The following is a 25,755-nucleotide window of genomic DNA, read 5'->3' as shown; positions in this document are numbered from 1 at the left end:
CGCCCGTCGCAAGTAGCCGCGATAACGCTTAGGCCTTTCTGCAATCCCTGCAGTTTCCGCAGTTCAGTCAAGTCCACACACTACCGTCAACGCTCGCCGCATGTCGCACGCGGCATGCCGCGGCGTTTTTCAAAGGATCGCACTATGAAAAGTCTGGTCAGATGTGTTGCGTTACTCACGATGCTGGCGCTCGCGATGCCGGCTTTCGCCGCCGACCCTGTGCCGAACAAGGGCGACACCGCATGGATGATCGTCGCGACGCTGCTCGTTGTGATGATGGCCGCGCCCGGGCTCGGGCTGTTCTACGGCGGTATGGTACGCGCGAAGAACATGCTGTCGGTGCTGATGCAGACGCTCGTCGTGTTCTGTCTGCTTGGCGTGTTGTGGGCGCTGTACGGCTATAGCGTCGCGTTCACCGAAGGCAATGCGTTCTTCGGCGGCTTGAGCAAGGCGTTTCTCGCGGGTGTCACGCCGGACACGACAGCCGCGACCTTCAGCAAAGGCGTGGTGATTCCCGAGTACATCTATGTCGCGTTTCAATTGACCTTCGCGGCGATCACGCCTGCGCTGATCGTCGGCGGCATTGCGGAGCGGGCGAAGTTTTCTGCTGTGCTGCTGTTCATGGTGCTGTGGTTTACGTTCTCGTACCTGCCCATCGCGCACATGGTCTGGTACTGGCCGGGCCCCGATGCGTACACCAGCGCCGCAGCGGGCGAAAAGGCGACGGCGACGGCTGGCTTCCTGTTTCAGAAGGGTGCAATCGACTTCGCGGGAGGGACTGTGGTGCACATCAATGCGGGCATCGCAGCGCTGGTCGGCGCGATCATGATCGGCAAGCGAACAGGTTATGGACGGGAAACGATGGCGCCGCACAACCTCACCCTGACGATGGTGGGCGGTTCGTTGCTGTGGGTCGGCTGGTTCGGCTTTAACGTCGGTTCGAATCTGGAGGCGAATGGCGCGGCGGCGCTCGCCTTCGTCACGACCTTGCTTGCGACGTGTGCTGCGACGGTCGCGTGGACCTTCATCGAATGGACGCTCAAGGGCAAGCCGTCGATGCTCGGCGCGGTGTCGGGCGCGATCGCCGGGCTCGTGGTGATTACGCCGGCATGCGGTTTCGTCGGACCGATGGGCTCGATCGTGATGGGATTCGCGGCGGGCATCGTGTGTTACTGGGGCGTGAATGGGCTCAAGCGCCTGCTCGGTGTCGACGATTCGCTCGATGTGTTCGGCGTGCACTGCCTGGGCGGCATCGTCGGCGCTCTGCTGACGGGTGTGTTCGCGTCGCCGCGGCTCGGCGGTACGGGCGTCTACGATTACGTCGCGAACAAGGTCGGCGACTACAGCATCGCCGATCAGCTGATCTCGCAATGCTGGGGCGTGGGGACGTCGCTGGTGTGGTCGGGCGTGGTGTCGGTGATCGCGTTCAAGCTGGTCGATATGACGATTGGCCTGCGTGTCGAACAGGATGGCGAGCGCGAAGGGCTGGATCTCAGCTCGCACGGCGAGAACGCGTACCACTCGTGAGCACCAGGCCCTACACCGGCATGCGGCGGCGGCGGCTGGGAGCGCGCGTCGCGCGGCCTGCGCAGCGCGCCGTGCGTGCCTGGGTGCGGTGCGGCGTGATGAGCGAACCGGCGGCAGCTCACATCGCGGGGCGGCATCAGGGCAAGATGGACGATAATATGGCATTCCAGCCGACGCGCTTTCGTTTGTGCGGCGCGCGGCGGGACCTTCGTCCATTTTCCTTATTGCCGCCTATGTCAGACCTCAGGATCGACCGCAACGCCAAGACTCTGCGCGAACTCACGCTGGACAAGCTGCGTGGTGCGATCGTGCAGGGTTATTTCCGTCCGGGCGCGCGGCTTGTCGAACGCACGTTGTGTGACGAACTGGGCGTGAGCCGCACGGTAGTGCGAGAAGTGCTTCGGCATCTGGAGACGGAAGGTCTCGTCGAAATCGTCGCGCGGCAGGGGCCGATTGTCGCGCGTCTCGACCCGGAGCAGGTTGGCGAGATTTACGAGCTGCGTGGTTTGCTTGAGGCTAACGCGGCGCGGGCCTGTGCAGATCGGTCGACGCCTGAACTCGTGCAGCAGTTGCGCAGTATCCGCAAGCACATCGAAGATGCGTTTGTGCAGCAGGATCTGCCGCGTGTGCTCGAATTCACCGAGCGGTTTTATGACGCGATGTTCGAAGGTGCGCAGAAGCATGTGTCGCTGACGGTTGTGAAGACGCTGAATGCGCGGATCAACCGGCTGCGCGCGCTGACGATTGCTACCCCTGGGCGAGGTGACGAGTCGAATCGCGAGATGAATACCTTGCTCGATGCAATCGAGCGGCGGGATGGGGAGGCGGCTTCGGCGGCGTCGTTTGCGCATATCCGGAGGACGGCTGAACTGGCGCTGAAGGTGCTGGCGGAGCAGGACGGCGCGGGGTGAGGTTGTGGTCACGGGTTGGTTTTCGTCTTGCGACGCTGGCAAAGAAAAGTAGGCAAAAGAAAGCCGCTGAACACCGCAAGTTCTTGTAATTGCCCACGGGCCCCCAACAGCCCCGTCCCGTCCGCGGCATCTCCCTTCTCGATGCCCGCTGCCAACGCTTTGAACTGGCTCCTCACCCACTTCACACACCCGCGTTCCCGCGCTGGTGCGATCAAATCTCCCAGGTTCTAAGGCGGCAAACTGTGTGTCGGCCTTCGCGACATATGCGCTTCACTCCAGACTGAAAACCAGGTCACGGCTCGAAAGCACGATCGGTGTCGTACGAGCGCTAAGGTGTGGAGCGCTACGACCTACCCACAGTTTGCCACCTGGGCGGCAGTGACCATTCGCTTCCGCTCGCTGCGCTACGAGTGATTGAAGCGGGCGAGGCGCCTGGCCGAGGCGCTGGCAACGGGCAGTGAAGGGCAAAACGCCGTTTGAAGTGGAGAACCCGTTGGGGGCCGTCAGGCGGTGTTCAAGAACGGGCGGTGTTAGCCCGCTTTCTTTGCTTTCTTTGCGGCGGCAAAGAAAGTAACTGCCGCCCCGCACAGGGGCAACGCTTGCGCCGCGAAGGCGCAACGCGGATGCCAGCAATGACCCGAACCAACCACACGGTTTTTCAATCGCCACACCAACCCATCTCATCCAAAAACATGCCAATAAGGGCATAACCCATATCATGGTATTCCATAATATTGACGCACTTGGTGCGGACCATAAGATGGCATACCATAATCTCAACGAAACACACATTTACGGCCCTGAGCCGCCGCAAGGAGAGTGATATGAAGCTGGCAGTGCGCAAACTGGTCACCTACGTCGAAGAGACCTTTATCGAGGGCGGCAAGGAAGCGCCACGTCCGCTGAAGCTGTTCGGCGCAGCAGCCGTGCTACGCAACCCATGGGCGGGACGCGGCTTCGTCGAAGATCTGAAGCCCGAGATCCACGGCCTCGCGCCGCAACTAGGCGAAATGCTGACGGCAGAAATGCTGCGCGTCGCGGGTTCAGGCGATGCAATCGAAGGCTACGGCAAGGCCGCCATCGTCGGCACATCGGGCGAAATCGAACACGCGTCGGCGCTGATCCACACGCTGCGTTTTGGCAACCACTACCGCAAGGCCGTCGGCGCGAAGAGTTATCTGAGCTTCACCAACCTGCGCGGCGGCCCGAACTGCCCGATCTCGATTCCGCTGATGCACAAGCACGACGAGGGTATGCGCTCGCACTATCTGACCGTGCAGTTCTCCATCGTCGATGCGCCCGCGCCCGATGAACTCGTGATCGCGCTCGGCGCGTCGATTGGCGGACGGCCGCACCACCGCATCGGCGACCGCTATCAGGACCTGAAGGAGCTCGAGTCCAATGAAGCCTGAACTCGCTCCCGTGCGCGCCGTGTTGCGTGGCGAAGCGAGCGGCACGAGCTACAGCGTGCACGCGTCGCAGTCCGCCGGTGCGCGCGAAACGGTAGTGCTGATTCACGGCGTAGGCATGAACCAGAGCGTGTGGGCGCCGCAGGTCGACGCGCTGACGTCCGCATTTCAGGTCGTCGTGTACGACATGCTGGGCCACGGCGACAGCGGACTGCCGACCGCCATGCCGACGCTCGACGAGTACGCGTCGCAACTCGATGCACTGCTCGATACGCTGAATATCGAGCGCGCTCATGTAGTGGGCCATTCGATGGGCGCACTGGTCGCACTCGAATTCGCGCTGGCGCATCCTGAGCGCACACTGAGCGTGGCAGCGCTCAACGCGGTATATGACCGCACGCCCGCGCAGCGCGCGGCGGTGATGAACCGCGCCGCAACGCTCGGCGATACGTCAACGGAAAAGCCCGCCGATGCGAGCACCGAAGCCGGCATCGACGCCACGTTGTCGCGCTGGTTCGGCGATCCGATTCCCGTGCACCTGACGCAAGCGGCGCAAGCCGTGCGCGGGCTGCTGCTGTCGGTCGATCCTGTCGGCTATGCACGCGCGTATCGGCTGTTCGCTTGTTCGGACGATGCCCATGTCGGCCGGCTCGCGAGTCTGTCCGTGCCCGCGCTGTTCCTCACGGGCGAATGCGACCCGAATTCGAGCCCGGCGATGTCGCGTGCAATGGCAGCCGCCGCGCCGCATGGCCGCGCGGAAATTATCGCGAGCGAGCGACACATGATGAACGTTACCGACCCCGCGCGCGTCAACGCAAGCCTGCTCGCGTTCCTCGCCGAAGCATCGGCTTCGAGCCTGGCGCAAACCGTCAACGGATCGATCTCTGGAGAACATCATGGCTGAGTCTCTCAATCCGCAGCCTTTCGATATCGCGGAGTTCCGCCGTGCACTCGGCGCGTTCGTGACGGGCGTGACCGTTGTTACGACGATCCAGCCCGACGGCTCGCCGCGCGGCTTCACGGCGAACTCGTTCACATCGGTGTCGCTCGATCCGCCGCTCGTGCTGGTGTGCATCGCGAAAACGGCCTCCAGCTATAAGGTGTTTTCGCAGACGAAACACTTCGCGATCAGCGTGCTCGCTGAAGATCAGAAGAACGTGTCGGGCGTGTTCGCATCGAAAGCCGCCGACAAGTTCGCGCAAGTCGCCTGGTGCGCGCGCTCGACGGGTGCGCCTGTGATGGATGGCGCGGCCGCGAGTTTCGATTGCACGACACATGACGTGGTCGATGCCGGCGATCACATCATCCTGATTGGACGCGTAGTCGATTTTATTCATACCAGTTCGTCGCCGCTCGGCTATTGCCGGGGCGCGTATGTGAACTTCAGTCTGTCGCAGGAAGCACTTGCGGCGGCGGGTGCACGTGCGCAGGTCGGTGCGATTCTCGAGCATCGCGACGGTCTCGTGCTGCTGGATACGCCCACGGGTCTGCAACTGCCGACGGGACAGAAGCTCGAACCCGCAAGCGACGCAACGAGCCTGAACGGCGTGCTCGCCAAACTCGGTCTCAAAGTCCATCTCGACTTTATTTTTGCCGTGTTCGAATCGGGTAGCGGATCGTCGTCGAGCGTGCAGATCTACTATCGCGGCCGCGTGATCGAGAGCGGCGCGGCATGGATGGACAGCGCGATGCGCATCGTGCCGCTCGGGTCGATTCCATGGAAAGAACTGCGCGACGACGCCGTGCGTTCGATGCTGGAACGCTACGTGCGCGAACGCAGTGAAGACGCATTCGGCATCTATGTCGGCGATACGGAAGCGGGCACCGTGCAGACACTCGCACTCGCGCACTGATCTTTCTGTGCGCCCCGCTGCGCGCAAAGCACAACTCGCAGTTGCCATCGGAGAAAACACATCATGAAGTTTTCGTTGTTCCTGCACATGGAGCGGTACGACAACACGCGGTCGCACCGCGAACTGTTCGACCAGATGACGGAGCTGGTGCAACTGGCGGAGCGTGGCGGATTCGAAACCGCGTGGATCGGCGAGCATCACGCAATGGAATTCACGATCGCGCCGAATCCCTTCGTCAATCTCGCGTATCTCGCGGCGAAGACGGAGCGCATCCGTCTCGGCACGGGCACGGTGATCGCGCCGTTCTGGCATCCGATTGCACTCGCAGGCGAAGCGGGTATGGTCGATGTTGCGAGCAATGGACGTCTCGATCTCGGCATCGCACGCGGCGCTTACTCGTTCGAATACGAGCGCCTGTTGCCGGGACTGGACGCGATGGGCGCGGGCGCACGCATGCGTGAACTGGTTCCCGCGCTGCGCAAGCTCTTCAAGGGCGATTACGCGCATCGGGGCGAGTTCTGGTCGTGGCCGTCATCAACGCCGGTGCCGCGTCCGATCCAACAACCGCATCCGCCGATGTGGCTCGCCGCACGCGATCCGAATTCGCACGCATTTGCGATTGCAAATGGATGCAACGTGCAGGTGACATCGCTGGCTTCAGGCGATGCCGAAGTCGTGAGCCTGATGGAACGTTTCAACGCTGCTTGCGCAGCGCATCCCGACGTGCCGCGCCCGCAAGTGATGATGCTGATGCATACGTTCGTCGGCGCGGACGCGGCTGAAGTGGATGGCGCTGTCGAAGATCTTGCAACGTTCTATCGCTACTTCAGCAAGTGGTTCAAGAACGAGCGTCCCGTCGAGCAGGGCTTCATCGAGCCGCTGACGGACGCGGACGTCGCGATGTTCCCGCAGTACTCGTCCGAAGCGATCCGCAAGAACCTCGTGATCGGCGAGCCGAAACAGGTGATCGCGCGATTGAAGGGCTACGAGGAACTCGGCTACGACCAGTACAGCTTCTGGCTCGACAACCACATGAGCTTCGAGCGCAAGCGCAAGTCGCTGGAGCTGTTCATCTCCGACGTGATGCCTGCCTTCGCATCCCGCTGATCCAACTGACGCAACGCAGTAACCGAACTTGGAGTGGCTGACATGGTCCAGCGGTTCCAGCAATACATCGATGGAGCGTTCGAAGATGCGCGCGAGCAGTTCGACAGCATCGATCCATCGACGGGCGACGTGTGGGCCCAAATGCCCGCCGCCAGTCCCGACGATGCCGATCGCGCAGTGCAGGCCGCCCATCGCGCATTAACCGATACGGCGTGGGCGAACCTGACGGCGAGCGCGCGCGGCAAGCTGCTGTACAAGCTCGCCGATCTAGTTGCACAACACGCGCCGCGTCTTGCGGAACTCGAAACGCAGGACACGGGCAAGATCATCCGTGAGACGCGTAGCCAGATCGGTTACGTGGCCGAGTACTACCGCTATTACGCAGGTGTTGCCGACAAGATTCAAGGCGCGTGGCTGCCCGTCGACAAGCCCGATATGGAAGTGACGTTGCGGCGCGAACCTGTCGGCGTGGTGGCGGGCATCGTGCCGTGGAATTCGCAGCTGTTTCTGTCGGCGGTGAAGATCGGCCCGGCGCTGGCGGCGGGTTGCACGATCGTCCTCAAGGCATCCGAAGAAGGTCCCGCGCCTTTGCTCGAATTCGCACGGCTCGTGCATGAAGCGGGCTTTCCGAAAGGCGTCGTCAACATTGTAACCGGCTTCGGCAACGACTGCGGCCGCACGCTGACGAGTCATCCGCTCGTATCGCGTATCGCGTTCACAGGCGGTCCAGAAACTGCGCGACACGTGGTGCGCAATTCGGCGGAAAACCTTGCGTCGATGTCGCTGGAACTGGGCGGAAAATCGCCCGTGCTGGTATTCGACGACTCCGATCTCGATAGCGCATGCAATGCCGTCGTCGCGGGCATTTTTGCGGCGACGGGTCAAAGCTGTGTCGCGGGCTCGCGCCTCGTCGTGCAGCGTGGCATTCACGATGCGCTGATCGAACGGCTGATCGCAAAGGCGCAGGCGATCCGCATCGGCGATCCGCAGGACGTGGAAACCGAAATGGGCCCGCTTGCTACGCGCCGTCAACTCGAACATATCGAACACGTGCTGCGCGCAAGTATCGAAGCGGGCGGCCGCGTGGTGACAGGCGGCAAACAGCCGGACGGCGTGGGCAAGGGCAACTACTTCCAGCCGACCATCGTCGATTGTCCGCACGCAAAAGTGCCGAGCGTGATGGAAGAACTGTTCGGCCCGGTGCTGAGCGTCGTCACGTTCGATACGGAAGCCGATGCGATCGCGCTCGCCAACGACACGCGTTACGGCCTCGCATCCGGTGTCTTCACGCGCGATCTCACGCGCGCGCATCGACTGACGCGTGCCTTGCGCGCGGGCATCGTGTGGGTGAATACGTATCGCGCGGTCTCGCCTATCGTGCCGTTCGGCGGCTATGGACTGAGTGGCCTCGGACGCGAAGGTGGGCTCGAAGCCGTGCTCGAGTACACGCGCACCAAGTCGGTCTGGATCCGTACATCGGACGAACCGATCGCCGACCCGTTCGTAATGCGCTAGAACCCAACTCTCGAGGACGCCACATGTACTACGAAATCCGCACGTACCGCATCAAGACGGGCGCGGTGCCCGCTTATCTGAAGCTCGTCGACGAAGAGGGCATCGAGTTGCAGAAGCGGTATCTGGGTCAGTTGATCGGCTACTTCTTTTCGGAGATCGGCCCGCAGAACCAGATCGTGCATATCTGGGCTTATCCAAGTCTCGACGAACGCGAACGCCGCCGTGCGGCGCTTGCTGAAGATGCGACGTGGAAGGCCTTTGCGCCAAAGATTCAGGCGCTGATGGAAGAGATGGAAAACAAGATCATGAAGCCAGCGCGTTTTTCGCCGCTTGCCTGAGTCTGAGAGTGAACGTTCGACTGGCCGCCATACACATTGCCTCGATACCCCACCGTTTCCTGGAGATTGACATGAGCAGCAGAAGCACTTCGTTTATCGCGCCGCTGATCGCATTCTGCGCGGCAACTCTCGCGGCGGCGCCCGTTCTCGCCGCAGATCCCATCGTCTTCACGAGCTGGGGCGGCACCACGCAAACGTCGCAACAGAAGAACTGGGCGCAACCGTTCACGCAGGAAACGGGCATCAACGTGCTGATGGATGGCCCGACCGACTACGGCAAGCTCAAGGCAATGGTCGACAGCGGCAATGTGAACTGGGATGTCGTCGACGTCGAAGGCGATTTTGCATATGCGGCGCAAAAGGCCGGACTGATCGAACCAATCGACTACTCCGTCGTGAAGAAAGACGAACTCGATCCGCGCTTCTCGACGCCGGATGCTGTTGGCAGCTTCTACTACTCGTTCGTGCTGGGCTACAACAAGGCGAAGTTCGCGAGCGCGCAGCCGACCACCTGGGCCGATCTGTTCGACACGAAGAAATTCCCCGGCAAGCGCACGTTCTACAAGTGGTCGGCGCCCGGCGTGCTCGAAATCGCGCTGCTCGCCGATGGCGTGCCGCCCAACAAGCTCTATCCGCTCGATCTCGACCGCGCATTCAAGAAGCTCGACACGATCAAGGGCGACATCGTGTGGTGGAGCGGCGGCGCGCAATCGCAGCAACTGCTGGCATCGGGTGAAGCGCCTATCGGCATGTTCTGGAATGGACGTCTGCATGCGCTCGAACAGACAGGCGTGCCGGTCGGCATTTCGTGGAATCAGAACCTGACGGCCGCCGACATGCTGGTAATTCCGAAGGGCGCGAAGCACAAGGCGGAAGCGATGAAGTACCTGGCCGCCGCAACCAGCCCTCAAGCACAGGCGAAGTTCGCTACGGAAACAGGCTACGCGCCCATCAACGTGAAATCGGCCTCACTGATGTCGCCCGCCGCCGCGAAGACGCTGCCCGATCAGTACAAGACTTCGCAGATCAATCTCGACATGAAGTACTGGGCCGAGAACCGCGATGCCATCGCCAAGCGCTGGTACGCGTGGCAGTCGAAGTGAGCACACACGGCGCGCGAAGCATTGCACAGTGATCGAAGTGGATGGGAGACACCATGCCTAATGTTCTGAGTACCGTCGCGCATCCCCCCCGCGACGGCCACGCGCCGGCGGCGCGACTGGCGCAGCGTGCGCCTGCTGATGCCCGCGCTGCTGCTGCTGGTGATCTTCTTTCTGCTGCCTGTGCTGTCGCTGCTGTTGCGCAGCGTGCTCGAACCGTCGCTGGGGTTGCAGAACTATGCGCAGCTGGTCGGTTCGACGACGTATCTGCGCGTGTTCGGCAATACGTTCCTCGTGGCGGGCGTGGTGACGCTGGCGACGCTCGCGATCGGCTTTCCGACTGCGTGGCTGCTCGCCATCGCGCCGCGCAAGCTGAGTTCGCTGCTATTCGCGGTCATGCTGCTGTCGATGTGGACCAATCTGCTGGCACGCACCTTCGCGTGGATGGTGCTGCTGCAACAGACGGGTCCGATCAACCGCACGCTGATGGCGCTCGGCATCATCAGCGAGCCGCTCACGCTGGTGAACAACCTGATCGGCGTGACGATCGGCATGACGTACATCATGTTGCCGTTTCTCGTGATGCCGTTGCACGCAACCTTGCGCAGCATCGATCCGTCGACACTGCGAGCCGCGGCGATCTGTGGCGCTAGCCGCTGGCAGGCTTTCTGGCGCGTGCTGGTACCGCTGGCGATGCCGGGTGTCGCATCGGGCGCGTTGATGGTGTTCGTGATGGCGCTCGGTTACTTCGTGACGCCTGCATTGCTTGGCGGCGCTTCGTACATGATGCTCGCCGAACTCATTGCGCAGCTCGTGCAGCAATTGCTGAACTGGGGTCTTGCCGGTGCGGCTGCGTTCGTGCTGCTGGCTGTCACGCTTTCGCTGTATGCGTTGCAACTGCGCTTCACGGGCAGTGCACATGCAAGTTTGGGAGGCCGATAACATGCTGCTCGATTTCGACCGTCTGGGCATGCTGCGCTGGGCCTTGCTCTCTGTTGGCGCGGCCGTCGCACTGTTCCTTCTGCTACCGATCGTCTTCATCGTCGTGCTGTCATTCGGCGATTCTCAGTGGCTGATCTTTCCGCCGCCGGGCTGGACGCTGGAGTGGTATCGCCAGTTGTTCACCGACGCCGGCTGGATCGACTCGCTGCTCACCAGCGCGAAGCTCGCGGTGATCGTAACCGTGTTGTCCGTGCTGATCGGCTTTCTCGCGTCGCTGGCACTGGTGCGCGGCAGGTTTCGCGGACGCAATGCCGTGCAGGCGTTCTTCCTGACGCCGATGGTGCTGCCCGTCGTCGTGCTCGCCGTCGCTCTGTATGCGTTCTTCCTGCGCATCGGCCTGAACGGAACGATGATGGGCTTCGTGATCGGCCATCTGATCATTGCGTTGCCTTTCTCGATCATATCGATCAGCAACTCGCTCGCAAGCTTCGACACAGCGCTCGAAGATGCCGCGCTGATCTGCGGTGCGTCGCCGCTCGAAGTGAAGCTGCGCGTCACGTTGCCCGCGATCCGCCTCGGCGTCTTCGCGGCTGCGATCTTCTCGTTCCTCGCATCGTGGGACGAAGTGGTGGTGTCGATCTTCATGGCGAACCCCACGCTGCAAACGTTGCCCGTGCGTATCTGGGCGACGCTGCGGCAAGACCTGACGCCCGTCGTCGCGGCGGCGTCTTCGTTACTGGTTGGCCTGACGGCTGTGTTGATGCTGGCGGGCGCCGTACTGCGGCGGCGCGCGCGATAACCAAGGTGAACGACATGACTGCATTCCTCCAAATCCAGCGCCTGCGCAAAACATACGATGACGTCGTCGCCATCGATCAGGTTTCTCTCGATGTGCGCAAGGGCGAATTCATGACGTTCCTCGGGCCGTCCGGTTCGGGCAAGAGCACGACGCTGTACATCGTCGCGGGCTTTCAGGAGCCGAGCGAAGGACGCGTATTGCTCGAGGGCAAGCCATTGCTTTCCGTTGCGCCGAACAAGCGGAACATCGGCATGGTGTTTCAGCGCTACACGCTTTTTCCGCATCTGACGGTGGGCGAAAACGTCGCGTTTCCGTTGCGCGTGCGCCGCCGTCCTGAAGCGGAAGTGAAAGCGAAAGTGGAGCAGATGCTCAAGCTCGTGCATCTGTCCGAATGCCGCGACCGCATGCCCGCGCAACTGTCGGGCGGACAGCAGCAGCGCGTCGCGATTGCGCGTGCGCTCGCCTACGATCCGCCCGTGCTGCTGATGGACGAGCCGCTGTCCGCACTCGACAAGAAGCTACGCGAAGAAATCCAGCTCGAACTGCGCCGCATCCATCAGGAAACGGGCGTCACAATTCTCTATGTGACGCATGATCAGGAAGAAGCGCTGCGTCTGTCGGACCGTATTGCGGTGTTCAACAAAGGGCGCATTGAACAGGTCGGCACGGGCGAGGAGCTGTATGCGAACCCTGCGTCGCGCTTTGTCGCGAGCTTTATCGGCAATTCGAATTTCCTGCCCGTGCGCGTAACGTCGCACACCGATGGACGCATGAACGGCGTGTTCCCGAATGGTCATCAGGTTACGTCCGGCAGTTTCAACCCGGCGCTCACGGCGGGCGACGACGGCACGCTGATGATTCGCCCGGAGCAAATGCGCATCCACGCGATGCGTGATGCGAATGGCACAGCAGGCTTGCCGGTCACGGTGCGCGACATCACGTATCTCGGCGATGCGATGCATTACGCGGTGGCAACGCCATGGCAACAGCAAATCTCGATCCGCATGCCCGCGGGACAGCGCCATGATAGCGGGCTGTCGATCGGCACGAACGCGCTCGTCGATTGGGATACGCGCGACGTGCGGCTCTTTGCTCAAGCGTGACGATTGCCATGAGTGATGCACTGCCATCGCTGAAGGTCGAACGCCGCACCACGACGCTGCGCGAACTCGCGCTGGAGAAAATGCGTGCAGCGATCGTCGATGCGCATTTTCGTCCGGGCGAGCGGCTTGTCGAGCGTTCGCTGTGTGAGGAGCTGGGCGTGAGCCGGACGGTCGTGCGCGAAGTGTTGCGGCATCTGGAGACGGAAGGGCTGGTCGATTCGATTCCGAACCAGGGGCCGATAGTCGCGATACTCGATCTCGATACGGCTGCCGAGATCTACGAAATACGCGCGTTACTGGAGGGCGAAGCCGCAATGGCCTGCGCGCAGCACGCCGACGAAAGCACGCATGCGGAGCTGGCCGGCTGTATCGAAAAGATCCAGGCCGCGTTTGATGCGCAGGATCATCAGGCCGTGCGCGCCTTCACGTCTGCGTTCTACGAATGCATGTTCACGGGCGGCAAGAAGAGCGTGGCGTGGGGCATCGTGCAATCGTTGACGGCGCGTATCAACAGGCTGCGTGCGTTGACGATCGCATCCGATGACCGCGGCCGCCAGGCTGTTCAGGAAATGCGCCGGATCCTCGCGGCGATTCGCGCACGTGCGCCCGTTGAGGCACGCGATGCCGCGACCGCGCACGTCGAGCGCGTGGCCGAGATTGCACGTCATGTACTGCGTGAGGGACAGGAAAGCGCGGAGACGCGCGGCAGGTTAGGGCCGGTAAGCCATCGCGGTCCGGCTGAACTCGAAAGGGAGCGCTGATTCGCTAGCGAACTGGAGCAGGAACTTTCATCAACGCATCGGGGAGAGCGTGGGCATGAATACAGGATCATCCGGCACGGGTGACGTCGGCGTAGACATGGCGTCCAACGTATTCGATGGACAGCGGGATTCTGCATGCGCTGATCTACACGGGTTACTCGCTGGGCGGCATAGTCGTCGCGCTGCTCGCGATCGTGTGGCCGCCGTCGCATGGCTGGCGGGGACTTTTTTTGGCTCGGCGCTGCTCCTCTTGTCGTGCTGCCTTTCGTTGCACGTTATTTGCCGGAGTCGCTGGAGTTTCTGATCGAGAAAGGCAGACCCGGTGATGCACGTTCGCTTGCCCGAAGGCTGGGTATTCCCGGCGCAGCGATCGATGCTACGGCTTATGGCCGTGGGGCTCGTGGCGTGCTGGCGCAAGCGGGTGCGCCGCTGCCCTGGAACTTCTATGCCTTCGCGGCGGTGGGCGTTGCGGCAGGGATCATGCTGATGCTCGTGCCTGCTAGCACGCCAGACGGTCAATCCGCCAACTGAGCGCGGCGACCGGGGAAGTTGAAGTTGCTACTATCGGGTGTTACCGCCGGGCCACCCGGCGGCACCACTGAATCCCCAATCATTCTTCACTAATTGAGCGACTCTACGATACGACTGTGGTGGCCTGCAGTTGCATCGGCGATCAGCCATGCACGCAAATCGACTCTGGCAGGCGCGTAATATAGCGTTGTAAGTTCATCGGGACATCCGGTGCGCAGACTGAGTGGCTGCCTGCCGGGTCACAGCGCGATAGTCCGCTGAGGACATCGGAAGAGGACTTCACGCATGCCTGCCGACGCACCCCTGCATCTTCGCCTTGCCACCGAAATCAGGGGCTGGCCGTTGGTGCACGCGGCCATTGGCCTGGCACCGTTTGTCGTCCTTGCGATGGTGACGGGTAACGCGCTGTGGATCAAGGCGTCGCTCCTAACGATCGCGACGATGATCGCCGAAGACAGGCTAGCGATGCGTCCCATAGGCGTGCTGGCGCACGGACTGGTGGTTATCGGAGCAACCTATCTTTTGGTGCTTGCTGAACGGGTGCCGGCATTGTTCGTCGTTGCCTGCATGCTGCTCGCGGCGGGTGTGATCCTGCTCGCTTCGCGCGGCAGGAAGCTGCGCACGCTCGGCAACTGGACCTTTGTGCCCGTCCTGATTCTCGCCAACGATCTGCACGGAGGGCGCAGCATCGATGCCTTGATGCACGCTGCGCCTGCTTCGCTGCCGTATCTGCTCCTCGCGCTCGTGCCAGCGCTGGTGTCGGCGTATATCCGCTCGCGCGGCAAGACGGCGGCCCGCTGGTCGCGTCTCGACGATTTCGGCACGCGCGCACCCTACGCGGAAGACCTGATCGCGATGGTCGCTGCCGTCGGCATCACGGCGGTGATGGTCGAATACGGGCACATGGATCACGCGCAGTGGGTGATTTGGGGTGCCGCAAGCATCGTCACAGGTGCAGTGGATACGGCGCAAACGAAACTGCAGAACCGCGCTTTCGGCGTCATTGTCGGGGTGCCGGTCGGCGTGCTGCTCGGGCAGTACGTGGTGCCGCACTCGAGCATGGCCGTGACGCTTGCTACGCTGGCCGCGTTTCTCACGCTCGTCACTTTTCAGCGCTACGTAGTCGAATATTCCTTTCGCTGTGTTTTCGTCTCGCTTGCGATCGTGCTCGCGAACCAGTCTGTCGTCGATGCGTTCGAGCGGCTCACGCATGTACTCGCGGGCGGTCTCATCGGGTTGGCTTGCGTGGTTGGGGTGCACATCGCGGCACGCCGTTTTTTGCGGTGATCTTTCCGTTCACTTGCTTTCGTCGACACGGATGGCCCAGGCCATCGCGTCGAAGTCACACGCTCTGGCCGGATTGTTTGGTACGCCCAGCGGAATACGCCCCTGCTAAACTCGCCCGATTAGTCTCTGAGTAATCCGATCATGAAATGTAGTTCAAAAGGTGGCCTTGTCTATTCCACCGATGGTGGGCGGATGTGTTGAATGTAAGCAGGTGCTTGCGAAATGTGTCTGCAAGGCCGTTGCCAGGGTACAACCGGTGGGCGATGGTGTGGTACGGGTGACTCTGGTGTCCAAGGGCCGGGGCGGGAAAAGCGTGACGATCGTCAAAGGGCTGGCGCTCGATCCTCTTGCCCTTGCATTGCTAGGCAAGCAGTTGCGCACGACTTGCGGTTCCGGTGGAACGGTCAAGGATGGCGTGATTGAAGTACAGGGCGACCATTGCGAGCGAATCATCGAAGCGCTCAGAAAGGACGGGCACACTGCAAAGCGGGCCGGGGGATAATTGCGCTAGTGAGCGGCGGCGCGATCTCCGTCGGTCTAAAGGCCATCAACAAGGGTGTCATTGGGAGGTGTCAGGAATTTCGTGTGCTGAGGCCGGTTAAAAGATCTCAGCTCATGGCGCTCGTGAATCGCTCGCCGAACAGAATGGCGAACTGATTGACTGCTTGCCGCCAGGTGATAGGTGGCATCTTCCAATCCTTTTCGATGTTGCGCAAGGCCAGGTACAGCAGTTTGCTGGCGGCCTCGTCGCTGGGGAAGTGGCCGCGGTTCTTGACGATCTTGCGCAACTGCATATGCATGCTCTCGATCGCGTTGGTCGTATATATGATTTTGCGTACTTCTGGCGGATAGGCGAAGAACGGGATGACCTGCTCCCATTGGCGCTGCCACATCGCGGCGACCGTTGGGAATTTCCTGCCCCATTCGCTTTGAGAGAAGGCTTGCAGCGCCGCCTCGGCGGCTTCGGCGGTGGCGGCCTGATAGATCGGCTTGAGCGCGGCAGCCAGCGGCTTACGGTCCTTCCAGCTCGCCAGATTCAACGAATTGCGGATCAGATGCACGATGCAGGTCTGGATCTGGGCAGCCGGATACACCGCCTCAATGGCTTCGGGAAGCCGCGCAAGCCGTCGACGACGGCGATCAGGATGTCGTGCAGGCCGCGGTTTTTGAGTTCGTTGAAGACCTTCAGCCATAACTTGGCGTCCTCGGTTTGCTCGATCCACAAACCCAGCCCTTCCTTGCGGCCGTCGCCCCGAATGCCCAGCGCGAGTACACCGCCTTGTTCCTGACCGTCTCCTCGTCGCGGATCTTCAGCCGAAGTGCGTCGAAATACATGATCGGGTACATCGCCTCGAGCGGACGCTGTTGCCACTGCTCGACTTCGGCCAGTACCTCATCGGTGACGGTCGAAATCAGGTCGGGCGACACTTCGAGCCCGTACAGCTCCAGCAAATGGCCCTGGATCTCGCGCACGCTCATGCCGCGCGCGTACATGCTGATGACGTGATCGTCGAAGCCCGGCAGCCGACGCTGATATGTGCCCACCAATTGCGGCTCGAACGTCGCCTGCCGATCGCGTGGAATGTCCAGATTCAGTTCGCCGTTGGGCGTGGTAACCGTCTTGTGGCTTGTGCCATTGCGGTGGTTGCCGGCATTGCCTTGCTCCGCCTCGCTCTCCAGGTGATGCGTGAGCTCCGCCGCGAGCATGCGCTCAGCCAGTTGCTTCTTCAGCTGCCCGGCCAGCCCCGATTCGCCGAGAACCGACTCGGCATCCTTGTTCTGAATCTGCGCCAGCAGTTGATCGATCAGCTCATCGGGGAACAGTTTCGGCGCCTTCGCGTTCTTGTTCTTCCTGGTCACAGTTGCTTCGGTCATAGGACGTAATTTCCGTTATCGTCTCATGACCTCGGCACACTAAATCTATGGTCACTCCCATTTTTGCAAGGCTGATTTTTGATGTTGCGGATTGGCTTGCGTAAATCTATCCGGCGTCGTTGTGGAGATAGCTGTCCGCGCCACGATGAGAGTCGCGCCTGATGATCCTGAAAAAAATCTTCGGCTTCGGAAGCTAATTTAGTGTTCAGGTTGTCCGTCAGGCCGGTGTGCCGTTCACGTCATCAAATTTCAGCGATCGCAAAACCAGGTGGGTGCACTTCGGTAAAACGTATGCGGAGTCCGACGCTCAGCTTGACATCGGATCTGCTCCCGCATTGAACGTGGTGTGGCGGGTAGCGAGAGCCCAAGCCGTTCGTGCGAGCTTGTTGGCCAACGCACAGGCCACTACGTTGGAATGTCGGCGTGCAAGCATGGCGCGAACCCACTCGGCCAAGCGGCCGGATTGCCGCTCGAGCCGCAGCATGTAGGCTCTGGCGCACTGCACCAGCAGACGCCGGATGTTCTTGTCACCTCGCTTGCTGATGCCTAACAGGTTAGCCCGGCCCCCTGTGCTGTACTGGCGAGGCACCAGCCCGAGCGAGGCAGCAAAGTCCCGGCCGCAGGCGTACTGCTTGCCGTCGCCCATCTCGGCCGCCAGCACGCTCGCCGTGACAGGACCGACACCGGGAATCGACAGCAGGCGCTGACCGAGGTCGTCGTCAGCGAGCTGCCGGACCATTTCCCTGTCGATCTCACCGATCTGTTCGCTGAGATACTTGAAGTGCGCATGTAGCCTCTCAAGGATCGAAATCAGGCGTGCAGGCAACGAATGCTCGGCAAGCACTGCCGGTAAGCGGACGATAACGGCTTGGCCAACCGGTAGGTTGATGCCGAATTCCAGCAGGAAACCGTGCATCTGGTTGGTCGTCTTCGTGCGGTCGCGGATCAGCGATTCGCGCACCCGATGCAAGGCCGATAGCGTTTGCTGTGATTCGGTCTTCGGCGTAACGAACCGCATGGACGGGCGCGATGCCGCCTCGCAGATCGCCTCAGCGTCCACGAAGTCGTTCTTGTTGCTCTTGACGAACGGCCGCACGAATTGCGGCGAGATGAGTTTGACCTGGTGCCCCAAATCAGCCAGTTTGCGCGCCATGTAATGCGCACCAGCACAGATCCTATGACGAAGGGTCCTACGAACCGATCGATACTATCGACTTGTCGTTACCAGCCCAAGGAGGAGATCATGCGCGCAAATCAAGTGGAAAACGCCCAGGTTGAGATCATTCTGGCCGCCTCACTGGAGTTGGCTGGCGCGAAATGGAAAATTGCGTTGCATGATGGTCGACGTGACCGACCCGCGATACACACAATCACCGAGCCCCACTCGGCAGCGCGTTTGCAGGCTGTTCTGGACCTGCTGACGGCCTACAGGGATAAGTGGTCACTCCCTTCAGATACGAGAATCGTGGTGAGCTACGAGGCCGGGCAGGACGGATTCTGGATACGATTAGACATTCGATCCCGCGAGCCCGCAATGTGTGCCGCTCAACGGGAATGCTCGCGGGATCGCAAGCGTCGCGCAAAAACCGACCGGCTTGATGTGATCAAGCTGGTCGTGAGCTTGCGCGCCTGGCTTCGCGGCGAACGCGAACGCATGCACGTCATCCAAGTTCCGTCGCTGCAGGACGAAGCATCCCGCCACCTTATGCGTGATCGGGCCCAACTACACAAGGAAGTACTGCAGCATTGCGACCGCATGCGCAAGCTTCTCATCACCTTTGGCTGTCGGGATCAACCCGACATCCGACAATTTGCAGGGCGGCTAGCACGCGACGACGTGAGGTGCTACGACGGCTCCCCCTTGCCGCCCGAGCTTCGGGAGCGGCTCTTGCGTGAATGCGAGCGGCTGGCACTGGCTCAAGAGCAACTCGCCGCTCTTGATAAGGCACGACAATCCCGTCTACCAGAACCCGTACGCCAGCGCATTCACCACCTCACACGCCTACAGGGAGTCGGGCGGCTCGGCGGCTCCAGACTGGTGCTGGAACTGTTCTGGCGACAGTTCACGAATCGCCGACAGGTCGGTGCGTGCGTTGGCCTCGTGCCGCAGCCCTACGACAGTGGCGAGATCCAGACGGATCAGGGCATCAGTAAACAGGGCAACGCGCGCGTGCGAGCCCTGCTGGTCGAAATGGCGTGGTCATGGATCCGCCACCAGCCGGCAAGCGCGCTGACACAATGGTTCAACCAGCGTACACAGGGTACGGGTCCAAACCGACGGCATCGACGGATTGCTATCGTCGCGGTAGCGCGGCGTCTTGCGATCGCGCTCTGGAGGTATCTCAAGGACGGTGTTCTACCCGATGGTGCACAACTGAAAGCAGCAAGAGCGAGCAACGGCTGACACTGACCGGAATACGTCGTTGGCGTTGACGTTCTGCGCCAGCCAGCTGAAGAGAAACATGCCCGTATGGAAGCCGAGTTGCAAACGCAACTGATCCACAGATGGGGCATGCTCCTGGAAAAGTTCCAGCGTAACGCGCATACAGGATGAGGCTGGCGCTTCCCCGCCGGCGGATAGAAGGTGGTAAGACGCTAACGTCTTAGGAGCGCGACACACGGCTTCAGCCCCGGCGATGTAGATCGGCCTTGCCGACAATACTCATGCGTCACAGGCAGTGCACAACTGATTTACGACACGACCGCAAGTCAGGAACGGTCTTGACAATTTACTTCTCATAGAAGGCTTCCATCACGACGGTGCACGCGTGGAATGTGGCGAAGAACTCGATGAGCTGCTTGCGGCTTACCTTCTTGCGAAACACCGCTCGACCGAGCTGATCCTGACCGTGGAGGTGAAACGAGTGTTTGCCCAGATCGATTCCAACCAGCGTCACGCTTTGCATGATGAGGTCTCCAGAAAGAAAACACCCTACAGAGTAGCGCGCATGTAGGGTGGGAGTGACCATCTCATTAAATCTGACAGGCTCACTCGCGGCGGTTCCTCACCGCTGTCAGCGGATCTCGATCTTGCGCACGGTAGATCGCGCGCTATCGGTGCGCGGCACTCGTATGTTCAGAACGCCTTTGTCGAAACGTGCGTCGACCTTGTCCAAATCGACGTCCTCGGGTAGCGGTATCGTGCGCAGAAAAGCGCCGTATGCGCGTTCCAGCCGGTAGCAACCCTGTTCCTCACTGCGCACGTCCTGCTTCTTTTCGCCGCGCAGCACGAGGGCGCCATTTTCAATGGTCATATGCAGGTCCTCGCGTTCGATGCCGGGCAGTTCCGCCGTCACCCGCAAGGCGTCACCCTCGTCGACGACATCGATATGTGGCTGGAATCGCGCTGGCGTAAAGTCGCCGAACCAACGGTCCAGCGCGCCGAAGCCCGCATACGGGTCATTAAAGAACCCCTGCATGATTCGCCAGGGATCGGCGTGTACCAGGCGTGCGATGTCCGTGCGCTCGGACGGCGGCCCCGAGGTGTCCGACGGTTTCGCCTTGTCATTCCGATCCGTCCTGTCCTTGCGAAGGAATCTGAACGGGTTCCATTTTTGCAAATCGGTGTCCATGGTCATCTCCGTTTCAGCATAAATGTTTGAGGAGCCTCATGCCGCTAGGCGGCGACGCCTAATACTCGCCGTCTACCAGCTTGACTGCGTACTCGAATGCAGCCCGCTGCGCTTCGCCTGCGCTGGACCAGCGTTCACCGAAGCGCGGCAAATGCCAGTCGGCCAGAACCGCGCCCCCGGATTCGATCCGCAGAATGGCGACGTAGCCGTCTGGCGCCGAGGTGCGTGCCACGACATATCGCACGGGTATCGTGCAGACACGAACTTCGTGACCTTTCCACACATGATGTGTTTCTTCGGGCATAGAACCTCCCTGCCATCATGTGGGCGGTGGCGGCGCGGGCACCACCGCGCACATCTTGTGGCCAGTGTGTCAGCCGGTCTTGACCTCGATACGCCGCGGACGCGCTTGTTCGTGGCGAGGGATCGTCAGCCTGAGCACGCCATCTGACAGATTCGCCTCGATCTTCGAGACGTCAAAGTCCGGTGAGAGCGTGAAGGTGCGCCCAAAATGTGGTTCCCGGACCTCGGCATGCTGCAGACGCAGGTTGGCGGGCGTGGGGACGACCGCCTCGGCCTCGATCGAGAGGTTTGCGTCGTGCACCCGCACATTCAGCTTGTCCCTGGTGACGCCGGGCAGGTCGGCCCACAGCGTGACGGCCTGGCCATCTTCATAAATGTCGACGGCCGGGACGATCGTCATGCGGCGCTCGGACTGTTCGCCCTGGTGCCGCGCGAGCGCGGACTGGTCGCGTGGAGCGAGTTGGGTGGTGTCGTTCATGATTGCCTCCCGGGTTACTGGACAGAAATTGCACGTGGCTTCGATGATTCGCGCTTGCCGACGGTGATCTTCAGGCAGCCATTTTCATAATGGGCCTGAACCTTGTCGGGGTCCGCCGTTTGCGGCAGTTCGATAACGCGCCGGAAGGCGCCGCTGAAGCGCTCCTGCGCATAGGTGCGCGTTTCATCGTTGGAGGCCTGCAGGGACGGCTTGCGCTCCCCGCTGATGCTCAGCACGCCCTTGTCGATCGATACGTCGAGTGCGGCCGCATCGACGCCCGGCGCGAATGCGACGATCTCAATCGAGTCGTCAGTAGCGCCGATATTGACGGCCGGGAACGTGCCGAAGCGGCTCGCGCGAATGCTCGACGGGAAAGTACCGAACAGGCTCGCCATCTGACGCTGCAAGCGGTCGAAGTCGCTGAACAGGTCGGTGCCGGAATAGAGATCGCTCATGATGCTGTCCTCCTCAAGTGACGCATTGAGGCGAACGGGCCTACGCGCTCCAGTTCGCCCGCCAGCGTCTGGCAAACAAATCGAAACACGCAGCGTGCGGCCGGTCGGGCACGACACGTCTGCCTGAGCGAAACTTAAGATAGGATTTGCGGCGGATTTTTCAAGGGCAAAACAAATTGACGCCGGCTTCCGCTTTACAAGCAGGTTCTCAGGCATCTTGAAATTTTTAGTCAGTGAAGCTAAGTTATACGCAGCTCAGGCAGTGCGCACGATAACCTATCGGCGCGCGCTGCGTGTTTCGATTTGTTTGCCCCGCAGCATGGCAGGCGAACTTGAGCGCGCAAGCCCGTTCTCTTCCTTGCTGCCTATAAGGAGATGACGATGAGCACCCTTCATTCACGTCCGCACATTCGTCCGTCCGAGCGCCTCGACCGCGCGGCGGGCGCTATTGTCGACGTCGTGCGCGCTTCCGCCAGACGGGCCCGCCGCGTGCTCCATGCGGAAGTTGTTGCGGTGCGACGCACGATCCGACGTATGTCCTCGCGCTTGAGAAAGCGCTAGCCGGCTTTAGTCGAGCAATGCATACGGCGGTTTCGCCGTTCCACGCAATTGCGGCCATCTGCCAGACCGGCGGAGCACGAGAAAGTGCTTTTTGTTCCTCTTCCGGGAAGTGAAGACGCGCACATGACGTGATTCCGCCCTCGGGCATCCACGGCATTAGTGAAGGATTTTTTTCCATGAATACTCGGTTGGTCATACTCGCGGCAGCGACAATGTGCGCGGGGACGGGCGTAGCGGGTGGTGCGCTAGCGGACATCCCGCCGCTGAATACATTTCCCATCCAACATGAGAACGGGCAAACCCCGCCGATCCAGCACGGCAACGGTACGTCCGCGCGGAGGAACTTTACGACGACGATTCACGACCGCGCCTCGACGTCCTGTGACCAAGAGGATGTGGCTGACATCCTCCAGGGCAAAAGGGGCGCGCCGGCTCCGACGCTGGTCCTGCCATATCTGAACCAGCGGGTGGCCCTCAGGGGCAGCGTCATTTGTCCCGGCTCTGGATCACGGTTTACGCCCGAGCCTGATGACGTGTTTCCGATCCGGTGAGGTGCCAGTGATTCGCCGCTGTGCAAGCGAGGAATGCATCTGACGGTAAGCAAGCGCGCGGCGGTGACCCTCGGAGGAGAAAAAACATGAATCCCTGCAATGCCGGCATGAGGTCGAACGACCAGCATTCCGAGGCACGTCCGCATGAAGGTCCTCGCCTGGATGGGACAGATGGGACCAGTGTTTTTTGGACCCCGCGCGAGCCAATACGACGCTCTGCGCAGTATCGCTGGCGGTACGTGCGGGAGCGGGCTGCGTCAGAACACCCAATGCGGCAATCCGACGGGGTTGTGGTCGCTTGAGGACTCAAGCCGTCGCGCATCGGCAATGCGCGGTGAGCCGATAAAAGCATCGCACCCTCCTCGAAGCCGTCCCCGCTTCGCTTTTTCGTCCATCAGGACATTTCGACGCGGCGCCGCGCGCGATCAACCGCTATCGAGAGGCGAGCATGTTCAAGACCTACCGCCGGCTGCGTTAGCAGAATTAACGGACACGGTTAGCGGTTTAACGGACACCATTAGCTGAAACTGCGAACTTCAACAACTGCCCGCCGTGATGACAGATGCTTTAGCGACGTCCTCCAAAATCGCTAATCTTCTAACGCGTCTGGGAGCAATGCATCCATTGTGGACGGCAACATTTCGTTAATAGTCCACTCACTCGAATTGTATGAGCGACGCCAAAGAACAAAAGGAACGGATTGACTGGATCGAAAAGCCCGCCGTCGAAATTTTAAAGGCTCACCATGCAACAGCGGACATCATCGCTCAGGAGGCGGCGACTACTAACCTGACAGGGTTGCTTGCAGGCGTCGCGGCCGGCCTCGCATACACGGGGCGGCGTTAGACGCTCAATCTGCAACGAGCCTCGGACCGTTTATGTGGGCGATGCACGGACGATGTTCGAGGTGGCCGCCTCGACACGCTCCCCGCTGGAGCCCGTTAGGTTGAAGAGGGGTTTTGTGTACGGTATCAATTGCGCTATCATTAGGTATCAAATGATACCTTAGTCGGGAGTCGCATGTCACTGATTACGCCAGAAGCAGTGGCCGCGGTCATGGAGCTGCGGCAGGTCCCGCACACGCTCGCGGAACTCGAGGCACTTGTCCGCGACGGCCTACCCAAGTCCGCGCTGCGCGCGGGCGTCGAACATGCGACGCAGGGTGCCGACGCCCGGCGTGCGCTACTTGCCCGCATCATCCCCGAAGCGACCTACAAGCGGCGCCGCGATCGGCTGACGCCAGACGAATCGGAAAAGACTGAGCGGCTGGCCAGGATCTTCGCGACGACGGCCTACGTCTGGAACGACGAAGAGGACGCGCGGGAATTCCTGTCGACGCCGCACCCGGAGCTCGAAGGGCGGGCGCCGCTCGATGTTGCGCTGACCGAGCTCGGCGCGCGCCGGGTCGAAGAGCTGCTTTGGAAACTGTTTTATGGGTTGCCGGCGTGAAGTTGTTTCGAATCGCCGACACTCGACACACGGTCTGGAGCGGCACCGGCGCGAGCGGCACCGGCGCGATGCTGGTGGGCGGCCGCTTCAATAGCCCGGGGCGACCGGTCATCTATGCCGCGTCGACCTTCGCCGGTGCGATGCTCGAGGTTCTTGTTCATGCGCGCATCGGCAAGGTACCGAAGACGCACGGATGGGTTGAAGCAGCGGTTCCCGACGATATTCGCGTCGAACGCCATTCGGCCGAATCGTTGCCGGGGGGTTGGGATGCGCCAGCACTACAGGCGGCAAGGGAGTTCGGCGACGCCTGGCTGACCGAGTCGCGTACTGCGCTCCTGATTGTACCTTCCGTCGTCGTCCGTGCAGAGTTCAACGTGCTGGTCAATCCCGCACACCCCGACGCGACGCGGATTGCCGTGACCGAGCCACAACCCGTGGTGTGGGACGAACGCCTCTTTGTAATGCCGTCGGTCGGACACACCTAGATTATGGTGGTGGTCGGCTAGCCTTGCCTCGACGCTTTGCTTCTCGAGGGAGATGGCCAGGACGTGACTTCTGGTTTAGTTCGCACTCGCCCAGTGCAGCGCCGTCTTATATTCTTCTTGTCTGGGTTGCCAAAGCCGACACGGCCGTCAGTCGAATATGAAAGCGCAGGAACTGTACTTTGCTGCGTGAGTAGACATAATAGTTTTTAGCGTAATGTTATTAGCTTATCTAAATAATACTGGTTGCTCGCCGATGGAGGAAGGCTCTCAGAAGTCGGCGAGGGAGCGCTACCAGGCCATTGATCGCAGAACTGGTTACGTCAGTCTGCCGACTGACGTTCCTGGCGCACAACATTTCTAGTGAATGTCTTGCATATACGCGATGTCGAGTTCGCCGGCGAGCTGGGCAAGGCGCTTGTCCAGGGTCCAGAGTGACGCCCCTGGAGTCATCAAGGTTGACGCAAGCAGCGTAAGGTCGCTGCTGCCACAACCTCGACCGTAAAGCTGTCTTGCCTCGATCAACTCCATTACCTCGGCCCATGTCGCGTGCGTCGCATGTTGTAGCAACCCGATGTCGCGGAGCGTCCGTGCGCGGGGCGCAGGCGGCGTGCCGCAGGCGAGTTCAACAAGCACCACTGGCCAGACGGATGTATCGATAAGGACGCTCATTGAGCCGACGGCGCCGCGGAACTATTATGTAAAGTTATGGATTCCTGACGAGACAACACCGCGGCGGCCTGGCGAAATCGTGAGCGAAATGTCGTTCAAACATCGAACATGACTTCCACTAGAGTTACATCTTCTCACTCGCCAGGATTAGATGATGACTCGAGCCTTCGTCTC

General features: G+C 61.1%; 23 protein-coding genes and 5 pseudogenes. 20 read left to right on the top strand and 8 right to left on the bottom strand.

The annotated features are described in order from the left end of the window. Window positions 1-180: 180 nt before the first annotated feature. The 16 genes and pseudogenes from H3V53_RS33450 to H3V53_RS33375 all read left to right on the top strand — a co-directional run bounded on the left by H3V53_RS33450 (window position 181) and on the right by H3V53_RS33375 (window position 15,685). The gene (locus tag H3V53_RS33450; protein WP_336601502.1) at window positions 181-1,527 is read left to right on the top strand and encodes an ammonium transporter; all 1,347 of its coding nucleotides are present in this window, start codon (window positions 181-183) and stop codon (window positions 1,525-1,527) included. A 233-nt stretch (window positions 1,528-1,760) separates the two neighbouring features. Next, window positions 1,761-2,438 (top strand): GntR family transcriptional regulator, encoded by a 678-nt coding sequence (locus tag H3V53_RS33445; RefSeq protein ID WP_336601489.1) that lies wholly within the window; start codon window positions 1,761-1,763, stop codon window positions 2,436-2,438. 824 nt (window positions 2,439-3,262) lie between these two features. Then, the gene (locus tag H3V53_RS33440) at window positions 3,263-3,850 is read left to right on the top strand and encodes an amino acid synthesis family protein (RefSeq protein WP_336601488.1); all 588 of its coding nucleotides are present in this window, start codon (window positions 3,263-3,265) and stop codon (window positions 3,848-3,850) included. Further along, on the top strand, window positions 3,840-4,751 hold the full coding sequence (locus H3V53_RS33435; RefSeq protein ID WP_336601487.1) for an alpha/beta fold hydrolase: 912 nt from the start codon (window positions 3,840-3,842) through the stop codon (window positions 4,749-4,751). Before H3V53_RS33440 ends, H3V53_RS33435 begins: the two co-directional genes overlap by 11 nt. Further along, a complete protein-coding gene (locus tag H3V53_RS33430; RefSeq protein WP_336601486.1) occupies window positions 4,744-5,700 on the top strand; it encodes a flavin reductase family protein in 957 nt (318 codons plus the stop codon). The genes H3V53_RS33435 and H3V53_RS33430 overlap by 8 nt, the downstream gene beginning before the upstream one ends. Before the next feature lie 63 nt (window positions 5,701-5,763). Further along, the gene (locus tag H3V53_RS33425) at window positions 5,764-6,807 is read left to right on the top strand and encodes an LLM class flavin-dependent oxidoreductase (protein ID WP_336601485.1); all 1,044 of its coding nucleotides are present in this window, start codon (window positions 5,764-5,766) and stop codon (window positions 6,805-6,807) included. A gap of 42 nt (window positions 6,808-6,849) precedes the next feature. Further along, window positions 6,850-8,322 carry an aldehyde dehydrogenase gene (locus H3V53_RS33420; RefSeq protein ID WP_336601484.1) on the top strand — a complete coding sequence of 491 codons (1,473 nt, stop codon included), beginning with the start codon at window positions 6,850-6,852 and terminating at the stop codon, window positions 8,320-8,322. Between the two features lie 23 nt (window positions 8,323-8,345). Next, the gene (locus tag H3V53_RS33415; RefSeq protein WP_054923428.1) at window positions 8,346-8,660 is read left to right on the top strand and encodes an NIPSNAP family protein; all 315 of its coding nucleotides are present in this window, start codon (window positions 8,346-8,348) and stop codon (window positions 8,658-8,660) included. A 71-nt stretch (window positions 8,661-8,731) separates the two neighbouring features. Then, on the top strand, window positions 8,732-9,763 hold the full coding sequence (locus H3V53_RS33410) for an ABC transporter substrate-binding protein (protein WP_336601483.1): 1,032 nt from the start codon (window positions 8,732-8,734) through the stop codon (window positions 9,761-9,763). A gap of 53 nt (window positions 9,764-9,816) precedes the next feature. Beyond that, window positions 9,817-10,702: pseudogene (locus H3V53_RS33405) on the top strand (ABC transporter permease). A gap of 1 nt (window position 10,703) precedes the next feature. Continuing rightward, on the top strand, window positions 10,704-11,501 hold the full coding sequence (locus H3V53_RS33400; RefSeq protein ID WP_336601482.1) for an ABC transporter permease: 798 nt from the start codon (window positions 10,704-10,706) through the stop codon (window positions 11,499-11,501). A gap of 14 nt (window positions 11,502-11,515) precedes the next feature. Further along, window positions 11,516-12,604, top strand: a complete 1,089-nt coding sequence (locus H3V53_RS33395; protein ID WP_336601481.1) for an ABC transporter ATP-binding protein — start codon at window positions 11,516-11,518, stop codon at window positions 12,602-12,604. Window positions 12,605-12,612: 8 nt separating this feature from the next. Beyond that, window positions 12,613-13,365 (top strand): GntR family transcriptional regulator, encoded by a 753-nt coding sequence (locus H3V53_RS33390; protein WP_336601480.1) that lies wholly within the window; start codon window positions 12,613-12,615, stop codon window positions 13,363-13,365. A 210-nt stretch (window positions 13,366-13,575) separates the two neighbouring features. Next, window positions 13,576-13,896, top strand: a complete 321-nt coding sequence (locus tag H3V53_RS33385) for a hypothetical protein (RefSeq protein ID WP_336601479.1) — start codon at window positions 13,576-13,578, stop codon at window positions 13,894-13,896. Window positions 13,897-14,181: 285 nt separating this feature from the next. Next, entirely contained in the window at window positions 14,182-15,183 is a 1,002-nt protein-coding gene (locus H3V53_RS33380) for an FUSC family protein (RefSeq protein ID WP_336601478.1), read from the top strand. A 141-nt stretch (window positions 15,184-15,324) separates the two neighbouring features. Beyond that, a pseudogene (locus tag H3V53_RS33375) lies at window positions 15,325-15,685 on the top strand (translation initiation factor Sui1). Between the two features lie 106 nt (window positions 15,686-15,791). Here the strand turns inward: H3V53_RS33375 and H3V53_RS33370 are convergent. Together H3V53_RS33370 and H3V53_RS33365 are read right to left on the bottom strand one after the other, a co-directional pair. Beyond that, window positions 15,792-17,058: pseudogene (locus tag H3V53_RS33370) on the bottom strand (IS256 family transposase). Between the two features lie 307 nt (window positions 17,059-17,365). After that, a pseudogene (locus tag H3V53_RS33365) lies at window positions 17,366-18,232 on the bottom strand (IS110 family RNA-guided transposase); the annotation flags it as partial. A gap of 69 nt (window positions 18,233-18,301) precedes the next feature. Here H3V53_RS33365 and H3V53_RS33360 point away from each other — a divergent pair. Beyond that, window positions 18,302-19,462: an IS110 family RNA-guided transposase gene (locus H3V53_RS33360; RefSeq protein ID WP_336601477.1), complete on the top strand. Its 1,161-nt coding sequence runs from the start codon at window positions 18,302-18,304 to the stop codon at window positions 19,460-19,462. Between the two features lie 340 nt (window positions 19,463-19,802). Here the strand turns inward: H3V53_RS33360 and H3V53_RS33355 are convergent. The 5 genes and pseudogenes from H3V53_RS33355 to H3V53_RS33335 all read right to left on the bottom strand — a co-directional run. Beyond that, a pseudogene (locus tag H3V53_RS33355) lies at window positions 19,803-19,964 on the bottom strand (IS110 family transposase); the annotation flags it as partial. A gap of 108 nt (window positions 19,965-20,072) precedes the next feature. Next, a complete protein-coding gene (locus H3V53_RS33350) occupies window positions 20,073-20,630 on the bottom strand; it encodes an Hsp20/alpha crystallin family protein (protein WP_336601476.1) in 558 nt (185 codons plus the stop codon). A 58-nt stretch (window positions 20,631-20,688) separates the two neighbouring features. Then, a complete protein-coding gene (locus H3V53_RS33345; protein ID WP_336601475.1) occupies window positions 20,689-20,934 on the bottom strand; it encodes a hypothetical protein in 246 nt (81 codons plus the stop codon). A 69-nt stretch (window positions 20,935-21,003) separates the two neighbouring features. Further along, entirely contained in the window at window positions 21,004-21,411 is a 408-nt protein-coding gene (locus tag H3V53_RS33340) for an Hsp20/alpha crystallin family protein (protein WP_336601474.1), read from the bottom strand. Between the two features lie 14 nt (window positions 21,412-21,425). Continuing rightward, a complete protein-coding gene (locus H3V53_RS33335) occupies window positions 21,426-21,866 on the bottom strand; it encodes an Hsp20/alpha crystallin family protein (protein WP_336601501.1) in 441 nt (146 codons plus the stop codon). Between the two features lie 1,781 nt (window positions 21,867-23,647). Here H3V53_RS33335 and H3V53_RS33330 point away from each other — a divergent pair. From H3V53_RS33330 to H3V53_RS33320, 3 genes are all read left to right on the top strand, one after another. Then, a complete protein-coding gene (locus H3V53_RS33330) occupies window positions 23,648-23,824 on the top strand; it encodes a hypothetical protein (RefSeq protein ID WP_336601473.1) in 177 nt (58 codons plus the stop codon). A 174-nt stretch (window positions 23,825-23,998) separates the two neighbouring features. Beyond that, window positions 23,999-24,427, top strand: coding sequence for an antitoxin Xre/MbcA/ParS toxin-binding domain-containing protein (locus tag H3V53_RS33325; RefSeq protein WP_336601472.1), 429 nt, complete (start codon window positions 23,999-24,001; stop codon window positions 24,425-24,427). Next, window positions 24,424-24,912: an RES family NAD+ phosphorylase gene (locus H3V53_RS33320; RefSeq protein WP_336601500.1), complete on the top strand. Its 489-nt coding sequence runs from the start codon at window positions 24,424-24,426 to the stop codon at window positions 24,910-24,912. Before H3V53_RS33325 ends, H3V53_RS33320 begins: the two co-directional genes overlap by 4 nt. A gap of 357 nt (window positions 24,913-25,269) precedes the next feature. On the opposite strand, the gene H3V53_RS33315 is transcribed toward H3V53_RS33320, so the two are convergent. Beyond that, complete coding sequence (locus H3V53_RS33315) at window positions 25,270-25,581, bottom strand: type II toxin-antitoxin system VapC family toxin (RefSeq protein ID WP_336601471.1); 312 nt, start codon at window positions 25,579-25,581, stop codon at window positions 25,270-25,272. Window positions 25,582-25,755: the final 174 nt, after the last annotated feature.

Source organism: Paraburkholderia bengalensis, from assembly GCF_037126505.1.
GTDB classification, from domain to species: domain Bacteria; phylum Pseudomonadota; class Gammaproteobacteria; order Burkholderiales; family Burkholderiaceae; genus Paraburkholderia; species Paraburkholderia bengalensis.
Note: the sequence above shows the minus strand (reverse complement) of the source record. Positions and strands in the feature narration are given on the sequence as shown.

What these genes read in the sequence shown, in the direction of transcription:
- H3V53_RS33450 (WP_336601502.1), top strand. Translation starts at nt 181, where the DNA reads ATGCTGGCGCTCGCGATGCCGGCTTTCGCCGCCGACCCTGTGCCGAAC.
- H3V53_RS33445 (WP_336601489.1), top strand. Translation starts at nt 1,761, where the DNA reads ATGTCAGACCTCAGGATCGACCGCAACGCCAAGACTCTGCGCGAACTC.
- H3V53_RS33440 (WP_336601488.1), top strand. Translation starts at nt 3,263, where the DNA reads ATGAAGCTGGCAGTGCGCAAACTGGTCACCTACGTCGAAGAGACCTTT.
- H3V53_RS33435 (WP_336601487.1), top strand. Translation starts at nt 3,840, where the DNA reads ATGAAGCCTGAACTCGCTCCCGTGCGCGCCGTGTTGCGTGGCGAAGCG.
- H3V53_RS33430 (WP_336601486.1), top strand. Translation starts at nt 4,744, where the DNA reads ATGGCTGAGTCTCTCAATCCGCAGCCTTTCGATATCGCGGAGTTCCGC.
- H3V53_RS33425 (WP_336601485.1), top strand. Translation starts at nt 5,764, where the DNA reads ATGAAGTTTTCGTTGTTCCTGCACATGGAGCGGTACGACAACACGCGG.
- H3V53_RS33420 (WP_336601484.1), top strand. Translation starts at nt 6,850, where the DNA reads ATGGTCCAGCGGTTCCAGCAATACATCGATGGAGCGTTCGAAGATGCG.
- H3V53_RS33415 (WP_054923428.1), top strand. Translation starts at nt 8,346, where the DNA reads ATGTACTACGAAATCCGCACGTACCGCATCAAGACGGGCGCGGTGCCC.
- H3V53_RS33410 (WP_336601483.1), top strand. Translation starts at nt 8,732, where the DNA reads ATGAGCAGCAGAAGCACTTCGTTTATCGCGCCGCTGATCGCATTCTGC.
- H3V53_RS33400 (WP_336601482.1), top strand. Translation starts at nt 10,704, where the DNA reads ATGCTGCTCGATTTCGACCGTCTGGGCATGCTGCGCTGGGCCTTGCTC.
- H3V53_RS33395 (WP_336601481.1), top strand. Translation starts at nt 11,516, where the DNA reads ATGACTGCATTCCTCCAAATCCAGCGCCTGCGCAAAACATACGATGAC.
- H3V53_RS33390 (WP_336601480.1), top strand. Translation starts at nt 12,613, where the DNA reads ATGAGTGATGCACTGCCATCGCTGAAGGTCGAACGCCGCACCACGACG.
- H3V53_RS33385 (WP_336601479.1), top strand. Translation starts at nt 13,576, where the DNA reads ATGGCTGGCGGGGACTTTTTTTGGCTCGGCGCTGCTCCTCTTGTCGTG.
- H3V53_RS33380 (WP_336601478.1), top strand. Translation starts at nt 14,182, where the DNA reads ATGCCTGCCGACGCACCCCTGCATCTTCGCCTTGCCACCGAAATCAGG.
- H3V53_RS33360 (WP_336601477.1), top strand. Translation starts at nt 18,302, where the DNA reads ATGCGCGCAAATCAAGTGGAAAACGCCCAGGTTGAGATCATTCTGGCC.
- H3V53_RS33350 (WP_336601476.1), bottom strand. Translation starts at nt 20,630, where the DNA reads ATGGACACCGATTTGCAAAAATGGAACCCGTTCAGATTCCTTCGCAAG.
- H3V53_RS33345 (WP_336601475.1), bottom strand. Translation starts at nt 20,934, where the DNA reads ATGCCCGAAGAAACACATCATGTGTGGAAAGGTCACGAAGTTCGTGTC.
- H3V53_RS33340 (WP_336601474.1), bottom strand. Translation starts at nt 21,411, where the DNA reads ATGAACGACACCACCCAACTCGCTCCACGCGACCAGTCCGCGCTCGCG.
- H3V53_RS33335 (WP_336601501.1), bottom strand. Translation starts at nt 21,866, where the DNA reads ATGAGCGATCTCTATTCCGGCACCGACCTGTTCAGCGACTTCGACCGC.
- H3V53_RS33330 (WP_336601473.1), top strand. Translation starts at nt 23,648, where the DNA reads ATGAGCGACGCCAAAGAACAAAAGGAACGGATTGACTGGATCGAAAAG.
- H3V53_RS33325 (WP_336601472.1), top strand. Translation starts at nt 23,999, where the DNA reads ATGTCACTGATTACGCCAGAAGCAGTGGCCGCGGTCATGGAGCTGCGG.
- H3V53_RS33315 (WP_336601471.1), bottom strand. Translation starts at nt 25,581, where the DNA reads ATGAGCGTCCTTATCGATACATCCGTCTGGCCAGTGGTGCTTGTTGAA.